Below are 19,310 nucleotides of genomic sequence, written 5' to 3'. Positions count from 1 at the left end.
CTTCTCTGAGGCGTGCCCGTCCGCACGGCGCGCCCGATCGCGGGAGGACCGTGTGTCCGCTTGGCCCAGCCTCGACCGCCTGGACGACGAGCGACTGGCTCGGGACCTGGCCGCCGGTGACCCCGGCGCGCTCGGCGCCCTCGCCGACCGCTACGCGGCCCGGCTCTACGACTACTGCCACGCGCTGCTGCGCGACCAGGAGACGGCCGCGCTCGCGCTGCACGACGCGCTGCTCGCCGCCTACGCGCACGCGCCGCGCCTGCGGTACCCCGACCGGTTCCGGTCGTGGCTGTACGCCCTCGTCCGCAACGAGTGCGTGCGGTGGCTGCGCGATCCGGCCCGGCCGGCCGAGCGGCACGAGGCGCCCGAGGTCGAGGACGTGTTCCTGGACGCGGGCGAGCGCGCGCACCGGCTCGCCACCCGCCGCGTCGTGCACGGCGCGCTCGGCGAGCTGCGCGGCCGCGAGCGCGAGGCGCTGGACCTGCTGATGCGGCACGGCCTGGACCCGGCCGAGATCTCCGACGTGCTCGCGCTGCCCGTCCAGGAGGCCACCGAGCTGGTCGGCGCGGCCCGCGCCCGGCTGGACGACGCGCTCGCCGCCGCGCTCATCGCGCGCACCGGCCGGGACGCCTGCCCGAGCGTCGCCGCGCTCGCCGGGGACGTCGACAGCCCGCTGCCGCCGGCCACCACCCGCAAGCTCGTCCGGCACATCGACACCTGCCCGGTGTGCGGCGAGCGCCGCGACCGGACGGTGTCGACCTCGCGCCTGCTCCAGGTGCTGCCGGTCGCGATGCTGCCCGGCGAGGTCCGCGGGCACGTGCTGACGACCGCCACCGACCCCGAGTACGCCGGGGACTTCCACGACGCGGTCCGGCGGGCCGAGCCGTTCGACGCGAACGGCTGGCCGCTGCCGGTGGACCGGCCGGAGGCGCCCGAGCCGCGGGGCCGCCGGCTCCCGCCGCGGCTGCTGCCCGCGCTCGCCGCCGCGGCGGTCGTGGTGCTGCTCGTCGCGGGCGCCTTCCTGCTGATGCCGGGGTCGGGCGACCGCAACGCGGGCGCGCAGTCGCCGCGGAGCTCGGCGACGCCGGGCGACCCGTCGGAGAGCGCCCCGGCGGACGACCCCACCACCGACGACCCGAGCGCGCCGCCGTCGCCGTCGCCCTCCGACGACCCGACCACCGAGCCCCCGACGCCCGGCGTGACGCCGACCCCGACGCCGAGCGCCCGGCGCACCACCCCGGCGCCGAAGACCCCGAGGGCGAACCCCACCCGGACGCGGCGGCGGACGGCCGCGCCGAAGCCGCCCGCGTCCGGCTCGCTGGCGGTCTCGGGCTGCACGGCGGCCGCCGGGGACGGCGGCTGCACGGTGACGGTGTCCGCGCGCGGCGGCCCCGTCACCTGGTCGGTGACCGGCACCACCGGCGGCGTCAGCGCGTCGGGCGGCGGCACGCTGGCGGCCGGGCAGAGCGCTTCGGTCACCGCGACCGTCGACTGCTCCGGCGGGTCCGGATCGGGCAGCGTGACGTTCTCCCCGAACGGCAGCGCGCCGGTGAGCTGGACCTGCGCGACCACCTGACACGCCGCCAAAAGTCACCAAAAGCAACATTCACCGCGAACTGGTGGCAAGATCGGGCAGCCGGAGCGTCCCCGAGCGTCTGGAGGATCCTGGTGGCCGGTGGCCCCGACGGCCCGCGCCTCGCCGCGGCCCTGCGCGGCGGCGACGTCATCGCCCTGAGCGAGGTCTACGACGCGTACGCGCCTCGCCTCTACGACTACTGCCACGGCCTCATGGGCGACCGCGTGGAGGCCAACGGGGCGCTGCGCAACACCCTGCTGGCCGCCCGCGAGCACGTCGGCGGGCTCGCCGACGTGTCCCGGCTCCGCGGCTGGCTGTACGCGCTGGCCCGCAAGGAGTGCCTGCGCCGCCGCGACAGCCCCGTCCGGCACACCGGGCAGGAGGCGCCCGAGGCGGGCGGGGCGGACCTCGGCGAGGAGCGGCGGGCCGACCTGGACGAGCGCCGCGTCCTCGCCCACAGCGCGCTCGCCGCGCTGAGCGGCCGCGAGCGCGAGGCGCTCGACCTGGCGGTCCGGCACGGCCTGGACGCGGCGGACGTCGCGGGCGTGCTCGGCACCTCCCCGCACGAGGCGGCCGCGCTGCTGGACGGCGCGGTCCGCGCCCTCGGCGAGGCGGCCGCCGCCGTCGCCGTCGCCCGCGCGCACGCGGACGGCTGCGCGAGCCTCGCCGCCCTGTCCGGCACCTGGCCGGTCCCGCCCGCGAGCGCCCGGCGGCTGCCCGGCCACGTGGACGGCTGCCCGGCCTGCCGGGAGCACCGGGCGCCCGCGCCCGCCCCGGCGCGGCTGCTCGCCGCCCTGCCGGTCGCGGCGATCCCCGCCGACCTCCGCCTGGACGTGCTGAGCGCCGCGACCGCCGGCGACCGCGCCGACCAGCGCCGCGCCGTCGCCGACCTCGCCGGGCCGCTCGACGCCGCCGGCTGGCCGCTGCCCTACGCGGCGGGCCCGGCGGCGGCGCGCCCGGGCGGGCGGCGGCGCGGGCGGCTGCTCGCCGCGGCGGGCGGCGGGGCCGCCGCGGTCGCGATCATCGGCGCGTCCCTCACCGTCCTGCACGGCGGGGCGTCCACCAGGACCGCCGCGTCGTCCCCGAGCGCGCCGCGCACGCCGGACGGCGCCGTGCCCGTGATCGCCGCGCCGTCCGCCGCCCCGTCCGCGCCGCGCAGGAAGCGCGAGCCCTCGGCGTCGCCCACGCCGACGCCGACCCCGACGCCGACCAGCGCGTCCCCGAGCCCCACCCGCACGGCGGAGCCCACGCGCAAGGCGTCGACGGCGCCCGTCACCCCGTCCGCGCCGGCCACCACGAGCGCGCCGCCGGCCGGCCGGATCGCCGTCACCGGCTGCGCGATGGAGTTCGCCTCCAGCTGCGCGGTCACCGTCCGCGCCGTCGGCGGGACGGTGACGTGGCGGGTCGCCGCGACCAGCAGCGGGCTGGTCGCCGGCGGCGCGGGCACGCTGGCCGCCGGGCAGAGCGCGCGGGTCACCGTCCAGCGCACGAGCACCTACTGCCGCGGCGGCAGGAGCGGGCAGGTCGTGTTCACGCCCGGCGCCGCCGCCCTGGTCTCCTGGTGCTGACGCGCCGGGCGGCCCCTACCAGGCCGAGCGGGTGTCGAGGATCTGGTGCGCGCGCCCGACCAGCAGCGGGACCGCCGCGCCGAGCTCCCCGAAGCCCTCGCCGACGGTGGCGTTCTGCAGGAAGCGGGCGTGGATGCCCTCCACGATCACCGCGAGCTTGAAGCAGGCGAACGCGACGTAGAAGTCGACGTCGGCGAGGTCGAAGCCGGTCAGCTCGGCGTACCGCTCGGCGAAACGGCGGCGGCTGTGGAAGCCGGGCTCGGCGGTGATGGTCGCGCCGACCGGCAAATGCTGCTCGTCCCCCGCCTCGGCCCAGTACACGAGGGTGAGGCCGAGGTCGGACAGCGGGTCGCCGAGGGTGGACATCTCCCAGTCCACCACCGCGGCGATCTCCGGGCGCGGCTCCAGCCGGGCGAGGGCGTTGTCCAGCCGGAAGTCGCCGTGCACGAGCCCGACCGGGCCGCCGGCGGGCAGCCGCTCGCCGAGGCGCTCGACGAGCCGCCCGTACTCGGGGACGTCGTGGGTGTTGCCGGTGGCGCGGATCGCCTCCTGGGACGCGTCCCACTGCTTGCCCCAGCGCTTCAGCTGGCGCGCCATGTAGCCCTCGGGGCGGCCGAAGTCGGCGAGGCCCGCCGCCTTCACGTCGACGGTGTGGATCGCCGCGAGGGCCTCGGCGAGGCGCTCGCTGAGGCCCGCGGCCTGCTCCGGGGTGAGGTCGGCGGCGTCCTCGCGGGTCCGCAGCACGCGCCCCTCGACGAAGTCCATGAGGTAGAAGCGGGCGCCGATGACCGCCTCGTCGTCGCAGAACGCGAGCGTCGCGGGGACCGGCACGCCGCCGGCCCGGCCGAGCGCCGACAGGACGCGGTACTCGCGGCCCATGTCGTGCGCGGTCGGCAGCACGTGCCCGAGCGGCGGGCGGCGCAGCACGATCCGCGCGCGGTCGCCGCCCGCCAGGGTGATCCCGTAGGTGAGGTTCGAGCGGCCGCCGGCGATCAGGTCGATCGCCGCGATCCGCCCGGACCCGGGCAGCGCGCGGGCCAGCCAGTCCGCGAGGCGGGGCACGTCGATGCCGGGCACCCCGGCCGGAAGTTCAGCGTCAACGGTCATGAGGCCCTATTAGAACGCGGCTCGGTCCGGGCTGTGAACCCCACCCCCGGCGTTCGGTTTACCGGACGCGGCGGCGATCCTCGGCCGGTTCCGGCCGCGCGCCGCGGGCAACCCGGCACGCCCCGCCACCGCGCCGTCACCGCGCCGCCACCTGCGCGGACGCCGCCGCCGCCGGACCGTGCCAGTGCCCGGCGGCACGGCGGGCGCCGGGGGTAGCGGATTAGCACGGCCAGAGGTCTACGCATCGCGGGTGGAGTCACGCAAAGGTAGGAGTCAACGACGGAAAGGCCCCAAAGGTGCCCACTGGATTTTCCGGGCACGCTGGGCTACGAACTAGGGACAGGACCAATTCGGGGGCGCGAGCACCCGATTGGGGGGGACGTACCGTGGCCGATGCCTGGCTGCCCTCGGCAGCGCGCATGCCTGCACGCACCGACGGCGGAGCGCTGCGCGGCGGCGCCCCGCGCGCCGTCTGGCTGACCAGCGAGACCGATCCGCAGGCGGTCTCGGCCCGGTCGGTCGCCGCCGACCTGGTCCGCGCGGGCCGCCCCGCCCACCTGGTGTGGAACCCCGCGACCGGCGAGACGGTCCAGCTGCTGCCCGCCACCCGCGCGGGCCTCGCCCTGGACGGGCCGGCCGGCACCGAGGGCCGCGTCCAGGTGCAGATCGTGGTGGTCGGCTACGCGCGCGCCCCGTTCACCGCCGTCCCCTTCGCCGGCCTGGAGCCGATCACCCGCTGGCTGGACAGCTGGGACGTCGCCCGCCGCTGGCCCGCCGGGCCGCCGCTGCCCTCGCCGCAGTCCTACCACGCCGCCCGCGACCGCCGGAGCTGGGCGCGCGGCGGCCACTTCGGCGCCTCCCAGGTGCCCGGGACCGGCCGCCCCGACCCCGGCGCCGTCGACGCCCGCCGCATCACCGGCCCCGACACCCCCGTCGCGCCGATCCCGCTGCCGCGGCCGCTGCCCGGCCGGGAGGCGCCCGGCCGCGACACGCCGGGCCGGGAGGCCGCGGGGCTGCGGCTCGCCCGGCCCGTCACGGCCGTGCACGCGGCGGTCGGGCAGCCGGGCGGGCCGCCGGTGGGGCCGCCGCTTCCCGGGCCAGTTCCCGAACCAGCGAGCAGCCGGTCCTGAGATCGCCGAGCCCGGCCGCCGCGCCGTACCCGACGACCAGCCCCGACACCGCCACCGGGCCCGCGTACAGCCGGTCGAGGGTGTCCACGAGGACGCCCCGCGCGGCCGCCCGCTCGGCGACCCGGGCGGCGTGCCCGGCGGGCAGCTCCACGACCAGGTGCAGCCCGGCGGTGTCGCCGCGCAGCGGTAGCCCGTCCAGGGCGGCGGCGACGGCCGCGCGGCGGCGCGCGTAGACGCCGCGCATCCGCCGCACGTGCCGGTCCAGGTCGCCGCGCTCGATCAGCAGCCGCATCGCCTCCTGCGGGACGAGCGGCGTCCGGTCGCCGATCAGGTCGCGGTGGCGGGCGACGGCGGCGACCACGCCGGGGCGGGCGACCAGCCAGCCGACGCCGACGTCGGAGCTCAGCGTCTTGGACGCGGTGCCGAGGTAGGCGACCCGGTCGGGGTCCAGCCCGTACAGGGCGGGCAGCGGCGCCACGTCGAAGCGGAACTCCCCGTCGTAGTCGTCCTCGGCGACCAGCGCCCCGGTGCGGCGCGCCCACGCCAGCAGCGCCTGCCGGCGCGGCACCGGCAGCACGCCGCCGAGCGGGTACTGGTGCGAGGGCGTCGTGTAGACGAGCCGGAGATCGCCGGGGAGGCCGTCCACGACCAGGCCGTGCTCGTCCACCGGGCACGGCACCGCCTCCAGCCCGCGCGCCCGCATGATCTGCGTGGCCTTGGCGTAGCCGGGCTCCTCGACGCCGACCCGGTCGCCGGGGCGCAGCAGCGCGGCGGCGAGCATGTCCAGGCCGTTGGTGGTGCCGCGCGTCACCAGCACCCGCTCGACCGGGCAGGCGACGCCGCGCGCCCGCCGGACCAGGTCGGCGAGCGCGGCCCGCAGGCCGGGCAGGCCGCGCGGATCGCCGCGCGGGCCGAGCGGGACGTCCGCCGCCTGCCGCCACGCCCGCCGCCACGCCGGGGTGCGCAGGCTGCCCGTCCAGGCGACGCCGGGCCGCAGGTCGATCGCGCCGGGCGGCGCGGCGCGGCCGAACGGCGCGGGGTCCGGCCCCGCCGCGTCCGGCGCCGCCAGGGGCGCGGCGATGTCGGTGACGAAGGTGCCCGAGCCGTGCCGCCCCTCCAGCCAGCCCTCGGCGTACAGCTGCTCGTACGCCTCGCTGACGACCGTCCGGCTCACCGCGAGCGCGGCGGCGAGGCCCCGGCTCGACGGCAGCCGCTCCCCCGCCGCGAGGCGCCCGTCGCGCATCGCGTCCCGCAGCTGCCCGGCGAGCTGGTCGCGCAGCGGCACCCCGCTGGAACGCTCCACCACCACCGGCAGATCGAACACGCCGCCCCCCTTCTCCGCCTTCAGGTTAGGGGAAGTGGTCTTCCGGAATCGGCGCCGAGTGGCCCTGTGGGCCGGTCCACCCGGCTCCTAGCGTTGGGGGCATGAGCACCGTTCCGCTGTCCTCGACCGAACGCACCCGCCTCGGCCGCTCCCGCGAGCGCGGCCGGACCGACCGCGCCGAGCTGTACCGCGTCCTGGACGACGGCCGCATCTGCCACCTCGGCGTCGTCGTCGGCGGCGCGCCCCGCGTCATCCCGACCGGCTACGGCCGCATCGGCGACACCCTCTACCTGCACGGCTCGACCGGCGCGCGCAGCCTGATGAGCGGCCCGTCCGGCGAGGTCTGCGTCACCGTCACCCACCTGGACGGCATCGTGGTGGCCCGCTCGGCGTTCCACCACTCGGTCAACTACCGCAGCGCCATGGTGTTCGGCGTCCCGCGCCCCGTCACCGACCCCGGCGAGAAGCTCGCCGCCCTGGAGGCGATCACCGAGCGGCTCGCGCCGGGCAGCTGGTCGCGCGCCCGCCTGCCGAACCGCAAGGAGCTCGCCGCGACGGCCGTCCTCGCGCTGTCGCTGGAGGAGGCGTCGGTCAAGGTCCGCCAGGGGCCGCCGGTGGACGACGAGGAGGACCACGCGCTGGACGTGTGGGCGGGCGTCGTCCCCGTCCGCACCGCCTTCGGCGCGCCCGTCCCCGACCCGCTGCTGCGCCCGGGCATCCCCGCGCCGGCGTCCCTGACTTCTTGGTGAAGCGGAGGTATTCCCACGCCTGCAAGTGGGTACTGACAAGGTAGGAAGGTCCGCGCCCCCGTGCACTCCCCCCGGCTCGGGGGCGCGGACGTCCGCCCGCCGCCGCGGTTACCGGGCGATCGTCCGCCGTCGTAGGGTTGAGGGCATGAACGAGCGGCTGGTGTGGATCGACTGCGAGATGACGGGGCTCGACCTCGGGGCGGACGCCCTGATCGAGATAGCCGCGGTGGTGACCGACAGCGAGCTCACCGTCCTCGACGAGGGCATCGACGTGATCGTCAAGCCGCCGCAGGAGGCGCTCGCGCAGATGTCGGACGTGGTGCGCACCATGCACACCACCTCGCGGCTGCTGGACGAGCTGCCCGGCGGCGTCAGCCTCGCCGAGGCCGAGGAACTCGTCCTCGACTACGTCAAGAAGCACGTCAAGGACGCCGGCAAGGCCCCGCTCTGCGGCAACTCCATCGCCACCGACCGCTCCTTCATCGCCCGCGACATGCCCGGCCTCGACGGCTTCCTGCACTACCGGATGGTCGACGTCTCCAGCATCAAGGAGCTGTCCCGCCGCTGGTACCCGCGCGCCTACTTCGCGAGCCCGGCCAAGAAGGGCGGCCACCGCGCCCTCGCCGACATCCTGGAGAGCATCCGGGAGCTCCGCTACTACCGCGCCGCCGTCTTCGTCCCCCAGCCGGGCCCCGACAGCGACACCGCCCGCGCCATCGCCGCCGACGTCACCGCCGGGCCGTGAACCGGTAGTGGCCAACCACCCTCGCGGAACCGCTACACTTGCTTGAGCCGGGAGCGATCCGGGCGACATGGTGGGTGTAGCTCAGCTGGCAGAGCACTTGGTTGTGGTCCAAGATGTCGGGGGTTCAAGTCCCCTCACTCACCCCATGCGTTGACGGAGGGCCCCGGCGGTCGAGAGACCGCCGGGGCCCTCCGCGTTGCGCGGGGAGCGGGGACATAGTTCACGAAAGGTCTCTTCACCCGCCGCCGGGGCGCGGGCGTTCTAGGGTGCTGGCAGCCGATCGTCACCGGAGGTGGTCATGCCGTCACGACTGGGTCCCGAGCATGCGCCGGCCGGGGACGTGGGCACGGCGCTGGCGATGGTCGAGGCGCGGCTGCGGCGGTTCCGGGGCGGGGCGCCGCACGAGGACGGGGACTTCGAGCCCGTGGACGGGGCGGCGGCCGAGGACGTGCTGGACGGGGCCTGCACGCTGGTCCACCTCTACATGCGGTGGCTGCGGCAGGCGCACGAGCGGCACGGGCAGGACGTCCTCGCGACGGTCGTCCCCTACGTCGTCGGGACGCTGGCGATGATGCCGCGCAGCATCGGCCCCGCGGCCGTGCCGACGATGGCGGCGATGCTCACCGCGGCCGCCTGCGACCTCAGCCCCACCCTGTGGCGGGCCCAGTACGGGCCGTGGATGCGGGAGGAGACGGCGGCGCTGGAGGTCACCGTGTTCCTGCTGGCCGAGCACATCGACCGGCTGACCGGCGACCCGGCGGCCGCGACGCGCCTGGTCGGGGAGCTGCTCGACGGCATCGCCGCCGAGCGGGAGCGCGGCTGACCTGGGATGTTCTCCGGGCCCGTGGTGGGTAGGGGCACCGGTATGAGAATCGGATACAAGCTGTTCGCCGAGGCCTACGACCCCAAGGAGATCGTCCGGCAGGCGGTGGAGGCCGAGCGGGCCGGGTTCGACTTCGTCGAGATCAGCGACCACTACCACCCCTGGCTGGAGAGCCACGGGCACTCGGGGTTCGCCTGGTCGATCCTCGCCGCGATCGCCGCCCGCACCGAGAAGCTGGAGATCATGACGGGCGTGACCTGCCCGTTCGTCCGCTACCACCCGGCGATCATCGCGCAGGCGGCGGCGACCACCCAGATCCTGTCCGACGGCCGGTTCACCCTCGGCGTCGGGTCCGGCGAGCGGCTGAACGAGCACGTCGTCGGCGGCGGCTGGCCCTCGGCGAGCGTCCGGCACGAGATGTTCGTCGAGGCCCTGGAGATCATCCGGCTGCTGTGGGGCGGCGGCTACCAGTCCTACGAGGGGCAGCACCTGGAGCTGGAGGACGCCCGGGTGTTCGACCTGCCGGACGCGCTGCCGCCGATCGTGGTCGCGGCGGGCGGCAAGCGGGCCGCGGGCATCGCCGCCGAGCTCGGCGACGGCATGTTCAACACCGTGGCCGACGCCGAGGTGGTCCAGGCGTACACGGGCGAGGGCGGCAAGGGGCCGAAGTACTGCGAGGTGCCCGTCTCCTGGGCGCCGGACGAGAAGGACGCCGTCGCGTCCGCGCACCGGCTCATGCGCTTCGGCCTGTCGGGCTGGAAGGTGCAGGCCGAGCTGCCGAACGTGGTGAACTTCGAGGCCGCGAGCACCTTCGTCACCGAGGACGACATCCGGGAGAACGTCGGCTGCGGCCCCGACCCCGAGACCCACCTCGCCGCCGCCCGCAAGTTCGTCGACGCCGGCTTCGACACGCTCACCCTGATGAACTCCGGCCCCGACCCCGACGGGTTCCTGCGGTTCTACGCCGACGAGCTCGCCGGCCCGATCAAGGCCCTGCGCGCCTGATCGGTCGGTCGCTACATTGGCTGAAGGTGATCGGACGGTTATGCTCCGATCCTGATCCAGGCCAAGGGCGACCGCCGGAGGCGCGATGAACGTTGACGCAACGGCCCCGCTGCGCGTGCTCGTGGTGGACGGCGACGCGGGCGCGCGCGCCGACGTCGTCGCGCTGCTCGCCGGCAGCGACGAGCTGGAGGTGGTGGCCGAGTCGGCGGACGGCCCCGGCGCCGTCGAGCTCGCCGAGCGGCTGCGCCCCGACATCGTGCTGCTGGACGCCCGCGCCGCCCGCGACGGGCACGCCGGCCCGCTCAGCCGGGCGGCGCGGGTGTTCGTGCTCGCCGCCCCCCACGAGGAGGGCGCCGTGGCGGGCGCCCTGCGGGCCGGGGCGTGCGGGCACCTGGTGCCCGGCGCGTTCACCGTCCGCGACCTCATCCGGCGGGTGCGGGAGGCGGCGCGGCTCGGCCTCGGGCTGTCGGCGCGGGAGGCCGAGGTGATGGACCTGATCGCCAGCGGGCGGTCCAACGGGGAGATCGCCCGGCAGCTGTTCCTCAGCGAGAAGACGGTGAAGAACCACGTCAACCGCATCTACGCCAAGCTCGGCGTGAGCTCGCGGGCCACCGCGATCGGGCACTGGCGCGGCCTGATGGGCGTCCTGCCGGCCCGGGAGGGCCCCGAGTCAATCGATTCGCACTGACCCGGCGCCGCCTGCTAATGTTCTTCTTGTCGCCGGGACGGCCCGGTGGCAGGCGCCGTTAGCTCAATTGGCAGAGCAGCGGACTCTTAATCCGCGGGTTCGGGGTTCAAGTCCCTGACGGCGCACCGCACCAGAGCAGGGCAAACGCAGAGCACTCCGCGTTTGCCCTTTCGTGTTCTCCAGGCCCTTTCGCCGCCCCTGCCGCGCCCCTCGCGGCTCACTCTCATCCCTCGTCCGGCCCGCCTCCCGGGCCAGGTTCTACGTGCACTTCACCGGCAAGTCCGACGTCCTGGCGCGGCTCACCGACGAGCTGCCGGCCTCGCTGCCGGCGCTGGCCCGCGAGCTGGGCCGGATCTGGTGGTACGGCGCCTACCGCCGCCCCTCCGGCCCCCCGGGCTGACACGCTCCCTCCGCCACTCGCCCTGGACGCCGGGCGGGCGGCACGGCTCCGCACGGGTATCAGGTGACAAGTTTTGACATCTGTAACCAACCCCTCTAGCGTTCCCCGCATGGAACAGAGGACGCCCGGCGCCGCAGGCCGGATCGGAGCGCCGCCCGCCCGCTGCGAGCGCATGGGCGGGCGGCGCTGATGCCCGCCCGGTCCCGGCTGGACGAGAACACCATCCTGGCCGCCACCGAGGAGATCCTGCGCCGCCATGGGCCGGACAAGGCGACCGTCGTCGACACCGCCCGGGCCCTCGGGGTCAGCCACGCCGCCGTCTACAAGCACTTCGCCAGCAAGCGGGCGCTGCGCGAGGCCGTGACCCGGCGCTGGCTCGACCGCGACCGCGACGTCCTCGCCGCCATCGCGGCCGACCGCGCGATCCCGCCCGCCCGGCGGCTGCGCACCTGGCTGCACGCCGTCCTGGCCGGGAAGCAGGCCAAGATCCGCCAGGATCCGGAGCTGTTCGCCGCCTACGGGGCCCTCGCGGCCGCGCACAGCAGCGTCGCCACCGACCACGTCGCCGACCTCCTGCGCCAGCTCACGGCCATCATCGCCGACGGCGCCGCGGGCGGCGGCTTCCGCACCGGCGACCCGGCGGCCACCGCCCGCGCGGTCTTCGCCGCCACCGCCAAGTTCCACCACCTGGCCCATGCCGACGAGTGGCAGGACCCCGGAATCAGCGCCGAGCTCGACGAGGTGTGCGGCCTGCTGCTCGACGGCCTGCACTCCCCCGCGACGAACGAGGAATGAGGAGAGACCATGGTCCAAGCGATCGCAGTGACCGGTCCGGGCGGACCGGACGCCCTTGAGGAGCTGGACCTGGCGGCCGAACCGCTCGGTCCCGGGCAGGTCCGGATCCGGGTCGCCGCCGCCGCGGTGAACCCGACCGACGCGATGATCCGGTCGCGTCCGCGGCAGGGCGAGGCGGACCGGGTGCGGGTGCCGGGCATGGAGGTCGCCGGCGTGGTCGCCGAGATCGGTCCCGGCGTCGAGCGGCCGTTCGCGGCCGGCGACGCCGTCATGGCCGTCGTCGTGCCCTCGGGCGAGCACGGCGGTTACCGGGCGGACCTGGTCGTGCCGGCGGAGTCGGCCGCCAGGATCCCGGCCGGGCTCTCCGACGTCGAGGCCGCCACCGTCCCGATGAACGGGCTCACCGCCCGGCTGGCGCTCGACACGCTGGCGCTCCCGGCCGGCGCGACGGTCGCCGTCACCGGCGCCGCCGGCACCGTCGGCGGGTACTTCGTCCAGCTCGCCGCGCAAGCCGGGCTGGTCGTCGTGGCGGGCGCCGCCCCGGAGGACGAGACCTTCGTCCGCGACTGCGGGGCCGCCGAGGTCGTGCCGCGCGGGGACGGCTTCGCCGCGGCGGTCCGCCGCCTGCACCCCGGCGGCGTCGACGGGCTCCTCGACGCCGCCGTGCTGGAGGCCGCCGCGCTCCCCGCCGTCCGGGACGGCGGCACCGCCGTCACCGTCCGCGGCTACCGGGGCGACGGCACCGGCCGGGTCCGCGTCGCTCCGATCTTCGTCCGCGACTACGCCACGGCCGCGGCCGAACTCGACCGCCTCGCCGAACTCGCCGGCGAGGGACGGCTCACCCTCCGGGTGGCCGGCCGGCTGCCCGCCGCCGCGGCCGCCGACGCGCACCGCTCGCTCGAACGGCGCGGCGTGCGCGGGCGCTTCGTCCTGCGGTTCGACTGACCGCCGCCCCTCAGGCCCGGCGGAGGGCGGTGGCGCGGGTGCGGGCGGTGGCGGCGGTGGCGCGGTCGCCGACGGCCTCGGCGACGGCGGCGTGCTTGAGCCAGTTGTACGGGCTGGACGGCCGCACGCCGATCCGTTCGCTGACCAGGGTGCGGGCCAGGTTCGTCCGGCCCGAGCGCAGCGCCGATTCCAGCAGCGTCCTCTGCACGGCGTCGCGCTGGGCGTGGCTGCCGCCGAACTCGTGGACGCGGTGCCGGATCGGGGCCAGCAGGTCCACGACGTTGCCGTGCTCGCCCCGCCCGAACGCGGCGAGCGCGCGGCAGACGGGCAGGCCGACGCGCGCCGTCATCGCCCGGTTGGACGCCTCGGGGTGCGCCCGGTCGAGGTAGGCGGCGCGGTCGTCGATCAGCCGGTCGGCCTCGGCGACCCGGCCCGCGCCGACGAACGCCATCACCGCGTGCATGTCGTTGAAGGCCGAGAACGCCTCCCGCGCGACCGGTTCCCACGCGTCGGCCAGCGCCTTCCAGCGGGCGGCCTGGCCGTCGCCCTCCAGCAGCAGGCGCCAGAGGAGCGCGGCGGCGTCCAGCAGCTGCAGGGCCGTGCCGCTCGCGTCCGGGCCGTTCAGGACGTCGTCGTAGATCTCCAGGGCGCGGGCGGTGTCGCCGGCCTCCAGGGCGTAGAGCGCGTAGTGCCACCAGGTGTGGACGTTGAAGAAGGTGCCCGCCGACCAGTCGGCCGTGCGGGCGTCCAGGTAGGCGGTGCCGCGCCGGAACCGGCCCTGCATCTCGTAGGTGTGGACGACGGCGTGGATGCCCCACACGTCCTCGGGGTCCAGCTCGACGGCGCGCAGGCCGACGTCCTCGGCGCGGTCGTAGTGGCCGGCCTCCTCCAGGCCGAAGGCGTGCATGCCGAGCAGGACGGGCAGGTGCCGGTCGTCGTCGTGCCAGGCGGTGAGGGCGCCGCCGACGCGGTCGCGCAGGGCGCGGGCGTCGCCGGTGAAGTAGTCGATCTGGTGGCCGGCCAGGAGCGCGAGGACGTCCCGCGGGTGCTCCTCGGTGATCTCGGCGAGCAGCGCGCCGCACCCCTGGTAGTCGCCGACGAGCAGCCGCTCGGCCGCCGCGACGTGCGCCCGCTCGCGCGGCGTCAGGGCCGCGGCGTCCAGGCCGGCGCGGAAGGGGGCGAAGCCCTGGGCGGCGGCCCGCGCCCCGGCGGCCTCGGTGGACAGCACGCCGAGGTAGGCGGTGAGGACGTGGGCCAGCGCGAAGCCGGGGTCCTCGGCGAGCGCCGCCTCGGTCTCGGCGACGACGCCGATGCGGAAGTGCAGCAGCTCGTGCAGCGCGGCGTCGAGGCGGCGGACGGCGGCGTCCCCGGCGGCGGTGACGGTCAGGCCGTGCTCGTCGGTCGGCATGGGCATCCCTCCCGGGCCCAGGGTAGAGGGCCGGGAGGGACGCGGGGGCGGGCTCAGCGGCCCGCGCCCACCGGGGCGGGCTCGGCGGCGGGCTCCCCGGCGCGGTGCAGGAGCGCCGCGACCGCGACGGCGGTCACCGCGACGGCCGCCGCCGCGATCAGCAGGGCCGTCTGCAGGCCCGACGCGAACGCCTCGTGCGCCTGCCCGGCGATCTGCGGGCCGAGCCGCGAGGCGACCGCCACCGAGGACTCGGCCTGCGCGGCCACCGGGGCGGGCAGGCCGCGCGGCTCGAAGGCGCTCCGGTAGGACGACTGGAGGACGCTGCCGAGCACCGCGATCCCGAGCGCGCCGCCGAGCTCGCGCGCCAGGTCGTTCACCGCCGACCCGACGCCCTGCTTGGCGGCGGGCAGCGCGTCGGTGATCGCCGTCGTCGCGGGCGTCATCGCGAGGCCCATGCCGGCGCCGAGCGGCAGCAGGCCGCCGAGCAGGAGCCAGTAGCCGCTGCCGGCGTCCAGCCGCGACAGGACGAGCAGGCCGGCGGCCACCAGGACCAGCCCGGCGACGTTGACGGGCCGCTGCCCGGCCCGCGCGACGAGGCGCGGCGCGAGGCCCCGCGCGGCCGGCATCATCGCCGCCGCCATCGGCAGCAGGCTGACGGCGGCGACGATCGGCCGGTCGCCGCGCACGAGCTGCAGGTACTGCAGGATGAGGAACACGAAGCCGAAGAAGGCGAAGAACTGCACGGTGACCGACAGCGCGCCCGCCGAGAACGCCCGGACGCGGAACAGCCGGGGGTCGATCAGCGGGTTCGGGCGGGACAGCTCCCAGCGGACGAACCCGGCGAGGATCGCGAGGGCGAGCGCGAGGCCGCCGAGGGTGCGGGCGCTCGCCCAGCCGGCCGCCGGCGCCTCGATGATCGAGTAGACGCCGGTGCCGAGGCCGGCGACGGTGAACAGCGCGCCGGTGAGGTCCAGCCGCGGCGCCGCCGGGTCGGCCGACTCGGGGACGACCGCGGCGGTCGCCGCCATCGCGACGAGCGCGAGCGCGATGTTGAGCACGAACACCGACCGCCACGACCACGCCTCCAGCAGGCTGCCGGAGACCAGCAGGCCGAGGATGGCGCTCGCCCCGGCGACGCCGGCCCAGGCGCCCACCGCCCGCGCCCGCCGCTCCGGCGGGAACGTCGAGGTGATCGTGGACAGCGTCGCCGGCATGACGAGCGCCGCGCCGGCGCCGAGGACGCCGCGGATCGCGATGAGCCAGGCGGGGTCGGTGGCGGCCATCGCCGCGGCCGACGCGGCGCCGAAGACCGCGAGGCCGCCGAGCAGGGCGCGGCGGCGGCCGTAGCGGTCGCCGATCGCGCCGCCGAGGAGGAGCAGCGCCGCGAACACCAGCGCGTACGCGTCGATGATCCACGACAGCTCGGTCTGGGACGCGCGGGTGTCGCGGGCGATCGAGGGGATCGCCACGTTCAGCGAGACGACCGCCGAGACGACGGTGGCGAGGGACAGCATGACGACGGGGAGCACCGCGCGGTGCGCGGTTGGCGGCGGGGTCGCGGCGGCCATGGGATGCCTCCAGGGGTGCGGCCGGTTCTGGCGTGCACCGTGATCTTCACGTCCGGCGGCGCTACATTTCAACCATGATGAATAAATCCCGGGGGCGCCGGCCGGGCGCGCCCGACACCCGGGCCGCGATCCTGGACGTGGCGCGCCGCCGGTTCCTCGCCGACGGGTACGCGGCCGTGACGCTGCGGTCGGTCGCCGCCGAGGCGGGCGTGGACGCCGCGCTCATCAGCTACTTCTTCGGCTCGAAGAAGGGCCTGTTCGGCGCGGCGCTCGGGCTGCTCGCCAACCCGCCCGAGGTGCTGGCCGCCGCGCTCCCCGGCGACCCCCGCCACCTGCCCGAACGCGTCCTCACCGCGCTCGTCGGCACCTGGGAGGATCCGGTGACGGCCGAGCCGCTCCACCTGATGGTGCAGGCCGCGTTCCAGGACCCTGAGCTGCTCGGGCTGCTCCGCGAGGTCGTCGGCAAGGAGCTGGTCGGCCGCATCGCCGACCACCTGGAGCCGCGGCTCGGCGCGGGCGAGGCCCGCCGCCGCGCCGGCACGGCCGGGACGCAGCTCGCCGGCGTCATCTTCGCCCGCTACATCCTGCGCGTGGCGGGCATCGCGGAGATGCCCGCCGATGAATTCGTCGCCCACCTCGCGCCCGGCCTCCGCGCCGTCCTGTTCGCGCCGGTGCCGCCGGTGGCGCGGCGCGTCACCAGCGGACGGGCAGGGCGTGCGGGCCGGTGACGAGGGTGTTCGACCGCCAGGAGACCTCCCCGGCCGGGACCGCCAGGGCGAGGCCGGGGAACCTGGTGAGCAGGACGGTGAGGGCCGTCCGCACCTCCAGGCGGGCGAGGCCGGCGCCGAGGCAGAAGTGGGCGCCGTGCCCGAAGGTGAGGTGCGGGGCGGTCTCGCGGTGCGGGTCGAAGCGGTCGGGGTCGGCGTAGACGGCGGCGTCCCGGTTGGCGCGGGCCAGCAGCGGCAGCACCGTCTCGCCCCGGCGGACGGGCCCCGAGGGCAGCTCGACGTCCTCCAGCGCGACGCGCGGCATGCCGTACTGGGCGGGCGTGTCGTGGCGGAGGAGCTCCTCGAACAGCCGCTCGGGGGCGAGGAAGGCGTCCCCGGCGGCCGTGGCGCCGGCGGCGAGCCCGGCGTACAGGTCCTCGGTCAGCAGGGTGAAGACGCCGGTGGCGATGAGGTTGGCGGTCGTCTCGTGCCCGGCGGTGATGAGGTTGCCGAGGAGGCTGACGAGCTCCTTCTCGGTGAGCGCGTCGGCGCCGTCGCGGGCGCTCAGCAGGTCGTCGACGAGGGCGGTGCCGGGGGCGCGGCGGCGCGCGTCCAGCAGGCCGGCGAGGTAGGCGCGGAACTCGGTGCGCGCCCGGACGCGCCGGTCGGCGTCGGCGTCGGCCATGGTGAGCGCGGCCTCGGCCCAGCCGCGGAAGCGCTCCCGGTCGTCCTCGGGGACGCCGAGCAGCTCGCAGATCACCCGGACCGGCAGCAGGAACGCGAACGCGGCGACGAGGTCGGCGGGCGCGCCGGCGGCGGCCATCTCGGCGGCGAGCTCGCCGGTGATCTCGGTGACGCGCGGCCGCCACGCCTCGATCCGGCGCGGCGCGAACGCCCCGGCGACGATGCGGCGCAGCTTGGTGTGGCGGGGCGCGTCCATGTTCAGCAGCGAGTCGGCGTCGTCGCTGACGTCCTCGCCGCTCACCATGCGGGTGCCGGACGCGCGGCGCAGGTCGCGGCTGAACCGCGGGTCGGTGAGGATCTGCCGGACGTCGGCCTGGCGGCTCGCCGTGCGCATCCGCGCGCCGCTCGGCAGCGCGATCTCCGGGAGTTCCCCGGCGCCGGTCCGTTCCGTCTGCTCGGTCATCGCAGGCCCTCCGCGGCCGTGGGGTCCTTGCGGCCGACGCCGCACAGGTAGTGGCCGCCGCCCGCGCCGATCGGCGCCCGCCCGTGCGCGACGACGGCGGGGTCGTTGTCGAGGTGGAGGCCCGCGCGCCCGGGATCGCGGCCTGCGCGACCCGGTGGACGTTGTCGCGGCCGCGCGGCCCGCCGGTCGACCTCGAAGTCGTCCTTGCCGCCGAGGTAGTAGTCGTACATCCGCGCGACGTTGGGCGCGGCGAGATCGATGTCCCGCGGCGTCCGCACCTCTTCCATCGCCACCAGGTCGCCCGTCCTCGTCCGGAGCCGTGCCCCCGGCGCGGCACGGCGAGCCAGAGTATCCCTCGCACCACGGGGCGCGACGGACGAATACCCATTGACCAACGATCGCGGTCCGTCCCGCGCGGGACAACCCCCGGCGCGGGAGGCGCGTCTACCAGGGCGTGCGCAGGACGCCGACGTGGGCGGCGGCCGGGTCGTAGTACGACATCAGCAGGTCGTCGCGGGTGCTGAGTTCGGGGTGGCCGATGTAGGCGCGGCAGAGGTCGAGGCCGTGCTGCCCGCCGCAGGGCGCCGTCCCGGTGCGCGCGACGCGCCAGCCGCCGGTGAGCGCGTCCGAGCGCCAGACGCGGTAGCCGCCGGTGATGTCGGTCTGCTCGACGACGGCGAACCCGCGCCCGAGCGCGCCGTAGTCCGCCGCGTGCACGGCCGCCATCGGGCGCGCGCCGGGCAGGATCGAGGCGGCGGCGCCGTGGTCGGCGGTCCAGCCCGCGCCGTCCCACCACCGGTAGGCGGCGGCGTCCCGCCACTCGCGCGGGGTCGCGCCGACCCGGGCGAGGACGACGCGCCCGGCCGCGCACGCCCCGGGGCCGCCGGTGTCGCAGACCGCGCCGACGAGGTAGAGGTGGCCGCCGGCGAAGACCGGCGAGCCGAGGGCGCGCTGGAAGGGCAGCTCGGCCGGGTCGGTGAACACCTGCGCCTGGCCGCTCAGCGCGTTGGCGGCCGGGTCGTACTCCACCACGCCGAACCGCTGCGTGGAGATCGTGGCGGAGGTCGTGCACACGTCGGTGTAGGTCAGCAGCACCTTGCCGCCGCCGTCCGGGCCGGGCTCGGGCGCGGCGCCGGAGATCCAGGACGCCTGGTAGGAGAAGCCGGGGACCGTGCAGCTCTGCCCGGACGGCAGCCGCACGCCCGTCGGCACCGGCAGGAACGGCGCGGGCGCGCGGGCGGCGGGCGTCGCGACGGGGACGGCGGGCGCGCCGGGCGTCGGGATCTCGGCGAGGGCGTCGGGCACGCGGCCGGGCGTGTAGGGGCCGGTCGCGGCGGTGTCGCCGAGCCAGAAGCCGGTGGCCGAGCCCTTCCAGGTGGAGTCGCAGAACAGCCAGAGGCCCCGCCGGACGGCGCCCGGCACCGGGACGCTGTAGCCGCAGTCACGGCTGATGGCGTTGCCCGGGACGGCGGTCTCCCAGAGCGAGCGCACCTGCGCCGGGGGCGGCGCGTCCGCTCCGGCGGCCCCGGCTCCGGAGAGCGTCAGGAGGCAGGCCGCGGCCACGGCCGCCGGCCGCCACGCGCGCCTTCGCAGCACCACCGGTCGCCCCTCCCCCGCTCGCGGCC

The 19,310-nt window shown here is 76.7% G+C and carries 19 protein-coding genes and 2 tRNA genes; 14 read left to right on the top strand and 7 right to left on the bottom strand.

Annotated elements, in window-relative coordinates:
* Positions 1 to 52: 52 nt before the first annotated feature.
* Both K1Y72_RS28935 and K1Y72_RS28930 read left to right on the top strand, forming a co-directional pair.
* Positions 53 to 1,576: an RNA polymerase sigma factor gene (locus tag K1Y72_RS28935; RefSeq protein WP_220169660.1), complete on the top strand. Its 1,524-nt coding sequence runs from the start codon at positions 53 to 55 to the stop codon at positions 1,574 to 1,576.
* A 92-nt stretch (positions 1,577 to 1,668) separates the two neighbouring features.
* On the top strand, positions 1,669 to 3,144 hold the full coding sequence (locus K1Y72_RS28930) for an RNA polymerase sigma factor (RefSeq protein ID WP_220169659.1): 1,476 nt from the start codon (positions 1,669 to 1,671) through the stop codon (positions 3,142 to 3,144).
* Between the two features lie 15 nt (positions 3,145 to 3,159).
* Here K1Y72_RS28930 and K1Y72_RS28925 read toward each other — a convergent pair whose 3' ends face one another.
* Entirely contained in the window at positions 3,160 to 4,251 is a 1,092-nt protein-coding gene (locus K1Y72_RS28925) for a phosphotransferase family protein (protein WP_220169658.1), read from the bottom strand.
* Positions 4,252 to 4,670: 419 nt separating this feature from the next.
* Between K1Y72_RS28925 and K1Y72_RS28920 the strand changes: the two genes are divergently transcribed.
* Positions 4,671 to 5,381, top strand: coding sequence for a hypothetical protein (locus tag K1Y72_RS28920; protein WP_220169657.1), 711 nt, complete (start codon positions 4,671 to 4,673; stop codon positions 5,379 to 5,381).
* Here K1Y72_RS28920 and pdxR read toward each other — a convergent pair.
* Complete coding sequence (pdxR, locus tag K1Y72_RS28915) at positions 5,284 to 6,705, bottom strand: MocR-like pyridoxine biosynthesis transcription factor PdxR (RefSeq protein ID WP_220169656.1); 1,422 nt, start codon at positions 6,703 to 6,705, stop codon at positions 5,284 to 5,286. The two genes, K1Y72_RS28920 and pdxR, sit on opposite strands and share 98 nt — an antisense overlap.
* Before the next feature lie 101 nt (positions 6,706 to 6,806).
* Here pdxR and K1Y72_RS28910 point away from each other — a divergent pair, with 101 nt between their 5' ends.
* The 10 genes from K1Y72_RS28910 to K1Y72_RS28865 all read left to right on the top strand — a co-directional run bounded on the left by K1Y72_RS28910 (position 6,807) and on the right by K1Y72_RS28865 (position 12,855).
* Positions 6,807 to 7,454 (top strand): pyridoxamine 5'-phosphate oxidase family protein, encoded by a 648-nt coding sequence (locus K1Y72_RS28910; RefSeq protein ID WP_220169655.1) that lies wholly within the window; start codon positions 6,807 to 6,809, stop codon positions 7,452 to 7,454.
* A gap of 145 nt (positions 7,455 to 7,599) precedes the next feature.
* The gene (orn, locus tag K1Y72_RS28905; protein ID WP_220169654.1) at positions 7,600 to 8,199 is read left to right on the top strand and encodes an oligoribonuclease; all 600 of its coding nucleotides are present in this window, start codon (positions 7,600 to 7,602) and stop codon (positions 8,197 to 8,199) included.
* Between the two features lie 70 nt (positions 8,200 to 8,269).
* Positions 8,270 to 8,345, top strand: a tRNA-His gene (locus K1Y72_RS28900).
* A 152-nt stretch (positions 8,346 to 8,497) separates the two neighbouring features.
* Positions 8,498 to 9,022 carry a hypothetical protein gene (locus K1Y72_RS28895; protein WP_220169653.1) on the top strand — a complete coding sequence of 175 codons (525 nt, stop codon included), beginning with the start codon at positions 8,498 to 8,500 and terminating at the stop codon, positions 9,020 to 9,022.
* Positions 9,023 to 9,064: 42 nt separating this feature from the next.
* Positions 9,065 to 10,027 (top strand): TIGR03557 family F420-dependent LLM class oxidoreductase, encoded by a 963-nt coding sequence (locus K1Y72_RS28890; protein WP_220169652.1) that lies wholly within the window; start codon positions 9,065 to 9,067, stop codon positions 10,025 to 10,027.
* 85 nt (positions 10,028 to 10,112) lie between these two features.
* Complete coding sequence (locus tag K1Y72_RS28885; RefSeq protein WP_220169651.1) at positions 10,113 to 10,715, top strand: response regulator transcription factor; 603 nt, start codon at positions 10,113 to 10,115, stop codon at positions 10,713 to 10,715.
* A gap of 52 nt (positions 10,716 to 10,767) precedes the next feature.
* Positions 10,768 to 10,840: transfer RNA gene (locus tag K1Y72_RS28880), tRNA-Lys, on the top strand.
* A gap of 137 nt (positions 10,841 to 10,977) precedes the next feature.
* Positions 10,978 to 11,115 carry a hypothetical protein gene (locus K1Y72_RS28875; RefSeq protein ID WP_220169650.1) on the top strand — a complete coding sequence of 46 codons (138 nt, stop codon included), beginning with the start codon at positions 10,978 to 10,980 and terminating at the stop codon, positions 11,113 to 11,115.
* 189 nt (positions 11,116 to 11,304) lie between these two features.
* The gene (locus K1Y72_RS28870) at positions 11,305 to 11,910 is read left to right on the top strand and encodes a TetR/AcrR family transcriptional regulator (protein WP_220169649.1); all 606 of its coding nucleotides are present in this window, start codon (positions 11,305 to 11,307) and stop codon (positions 11,908 to 11,910) included.
* A gap of 9 nt (positions 11,911 to 11,919) precedes the next feature.
* Positions 11,920 to 12,855, top strand: coding sequence for an NADP-dependent oxidoreductase (locus K1Y72_RS28865; RefSeq protein ID WP_220169648.1), 936 nt, complete (start codon positions 11,920 to 11,922; stop codon positions 12,853 to 12,855).
* Positions 12,856 to 12,865: 10 nt separating this feature from the next.
* Here K1Y72_RS28865 and K1Y72_RS28860 read toward each other — a convergent pair whose 3' ends face one another.
* The gene (locus K1Y72_RS28860) at positions 12,866 to 14,263 is read right to left on the bottom strand and encodes a tetratricopeptide repeat protein (protein ID WP_220169647.1); all 1,398 of its coding nucleotides are present in this window, start codon (positions 14,261 to 14,263) and stop codon (positions 12,866 to 12,868) included.
* Between the two features lie 53 nt (positions 14,264 to 14,316).
* Positions 14,317 to 15,831 carry an MFS transporter gene (locus tag K1Y72_RS28855; RefSeq protein WP_220169646.1) on the bottom strand — a complete coding sequence of 505 codons (1,515 nt, stop codon included), beginning with the start codon at positions 15,829 to 15,831 and terminating at the stop codon, positions 14,317 to 14,319.
* Between the two features lie 74 nt (positions 15,832 to 15,905).
* Here K1Y72_RS28855 and K1Y72_RS28850 point away from each other — a divergent pair, with 74 nt between their 5' ends.
* Positions 15,906 to 16,559, top strand: a complete 654-nt coding sequence (locus K1Y72_RS28850; RefSeq protein ID WP_258574068.1) for a TetR/AcrR family transcriptional regulator — start codon at positions 15,906 to 15,908, stop codon at positions 16,557 to 16,559.
* Here K1Y72_RS28850 and K1Y72_RS28845 read toward each other — a convergent pair.
* From K1Y72_RS28845 to K1Y72_RS28835, 3 genes are all read right to left on the bottom strand, one after another.
* Entirely contained in the window at positions 16,525 to 17,685 is a 1,161-nt protein-coding gene (locus K1Y72_RS28845) for a cytochrome P450 (RefSeq protein WP_220169645.1), read from the bottom strand. The genes K1Y72_RS28850 and K1Y72_RS28845 overlap by 35 nt on opposite strands.
* Positions 17,682 to 17,972, bottom strand: coding sequence for an SAM-dependent methyltransferase (locus tag K1Y72_RS28840; protein WP_220169693.1), 291 nt, complete (start codon positions 17,970 to 17,972; stop codon positions 17,682 to 17,684). Before K1Y72_RS28840 ends, K1Y72_RS28845 begins: the two co-directional genes overlap by 4 nt.
* A gap of 157 nt (positions 17,973 to 18,129) precedes the next feature.
* On the bottom strand, positions 18,130 to 19,284 hold the full coding sequence (locus K1Y72_RS28835; protein WP_220169644.1) for a hypothetical protein: 1,155 nt from the start codon (positions 19,282 to 19,284) through the stop codon (positions 18,130 to 18,132).
* Positions 19,285 to 19,310: the final 26 nt, after the last annotated feature.

It is taken from the genome of Actinomadura parmotrematis (assembly GCF_019458805.1).
Lineage (GTDB): Bacteria > Actinomycetota > Actinomycetes > Streptosporangiales > Streptosporangiaceae > Spirillospora > Spirillospora parmotrematis.
Note: the sequence above shows the minus strand (reverse complement) of the source record. Positions and strands in the feature narration are given on the sequence as shown.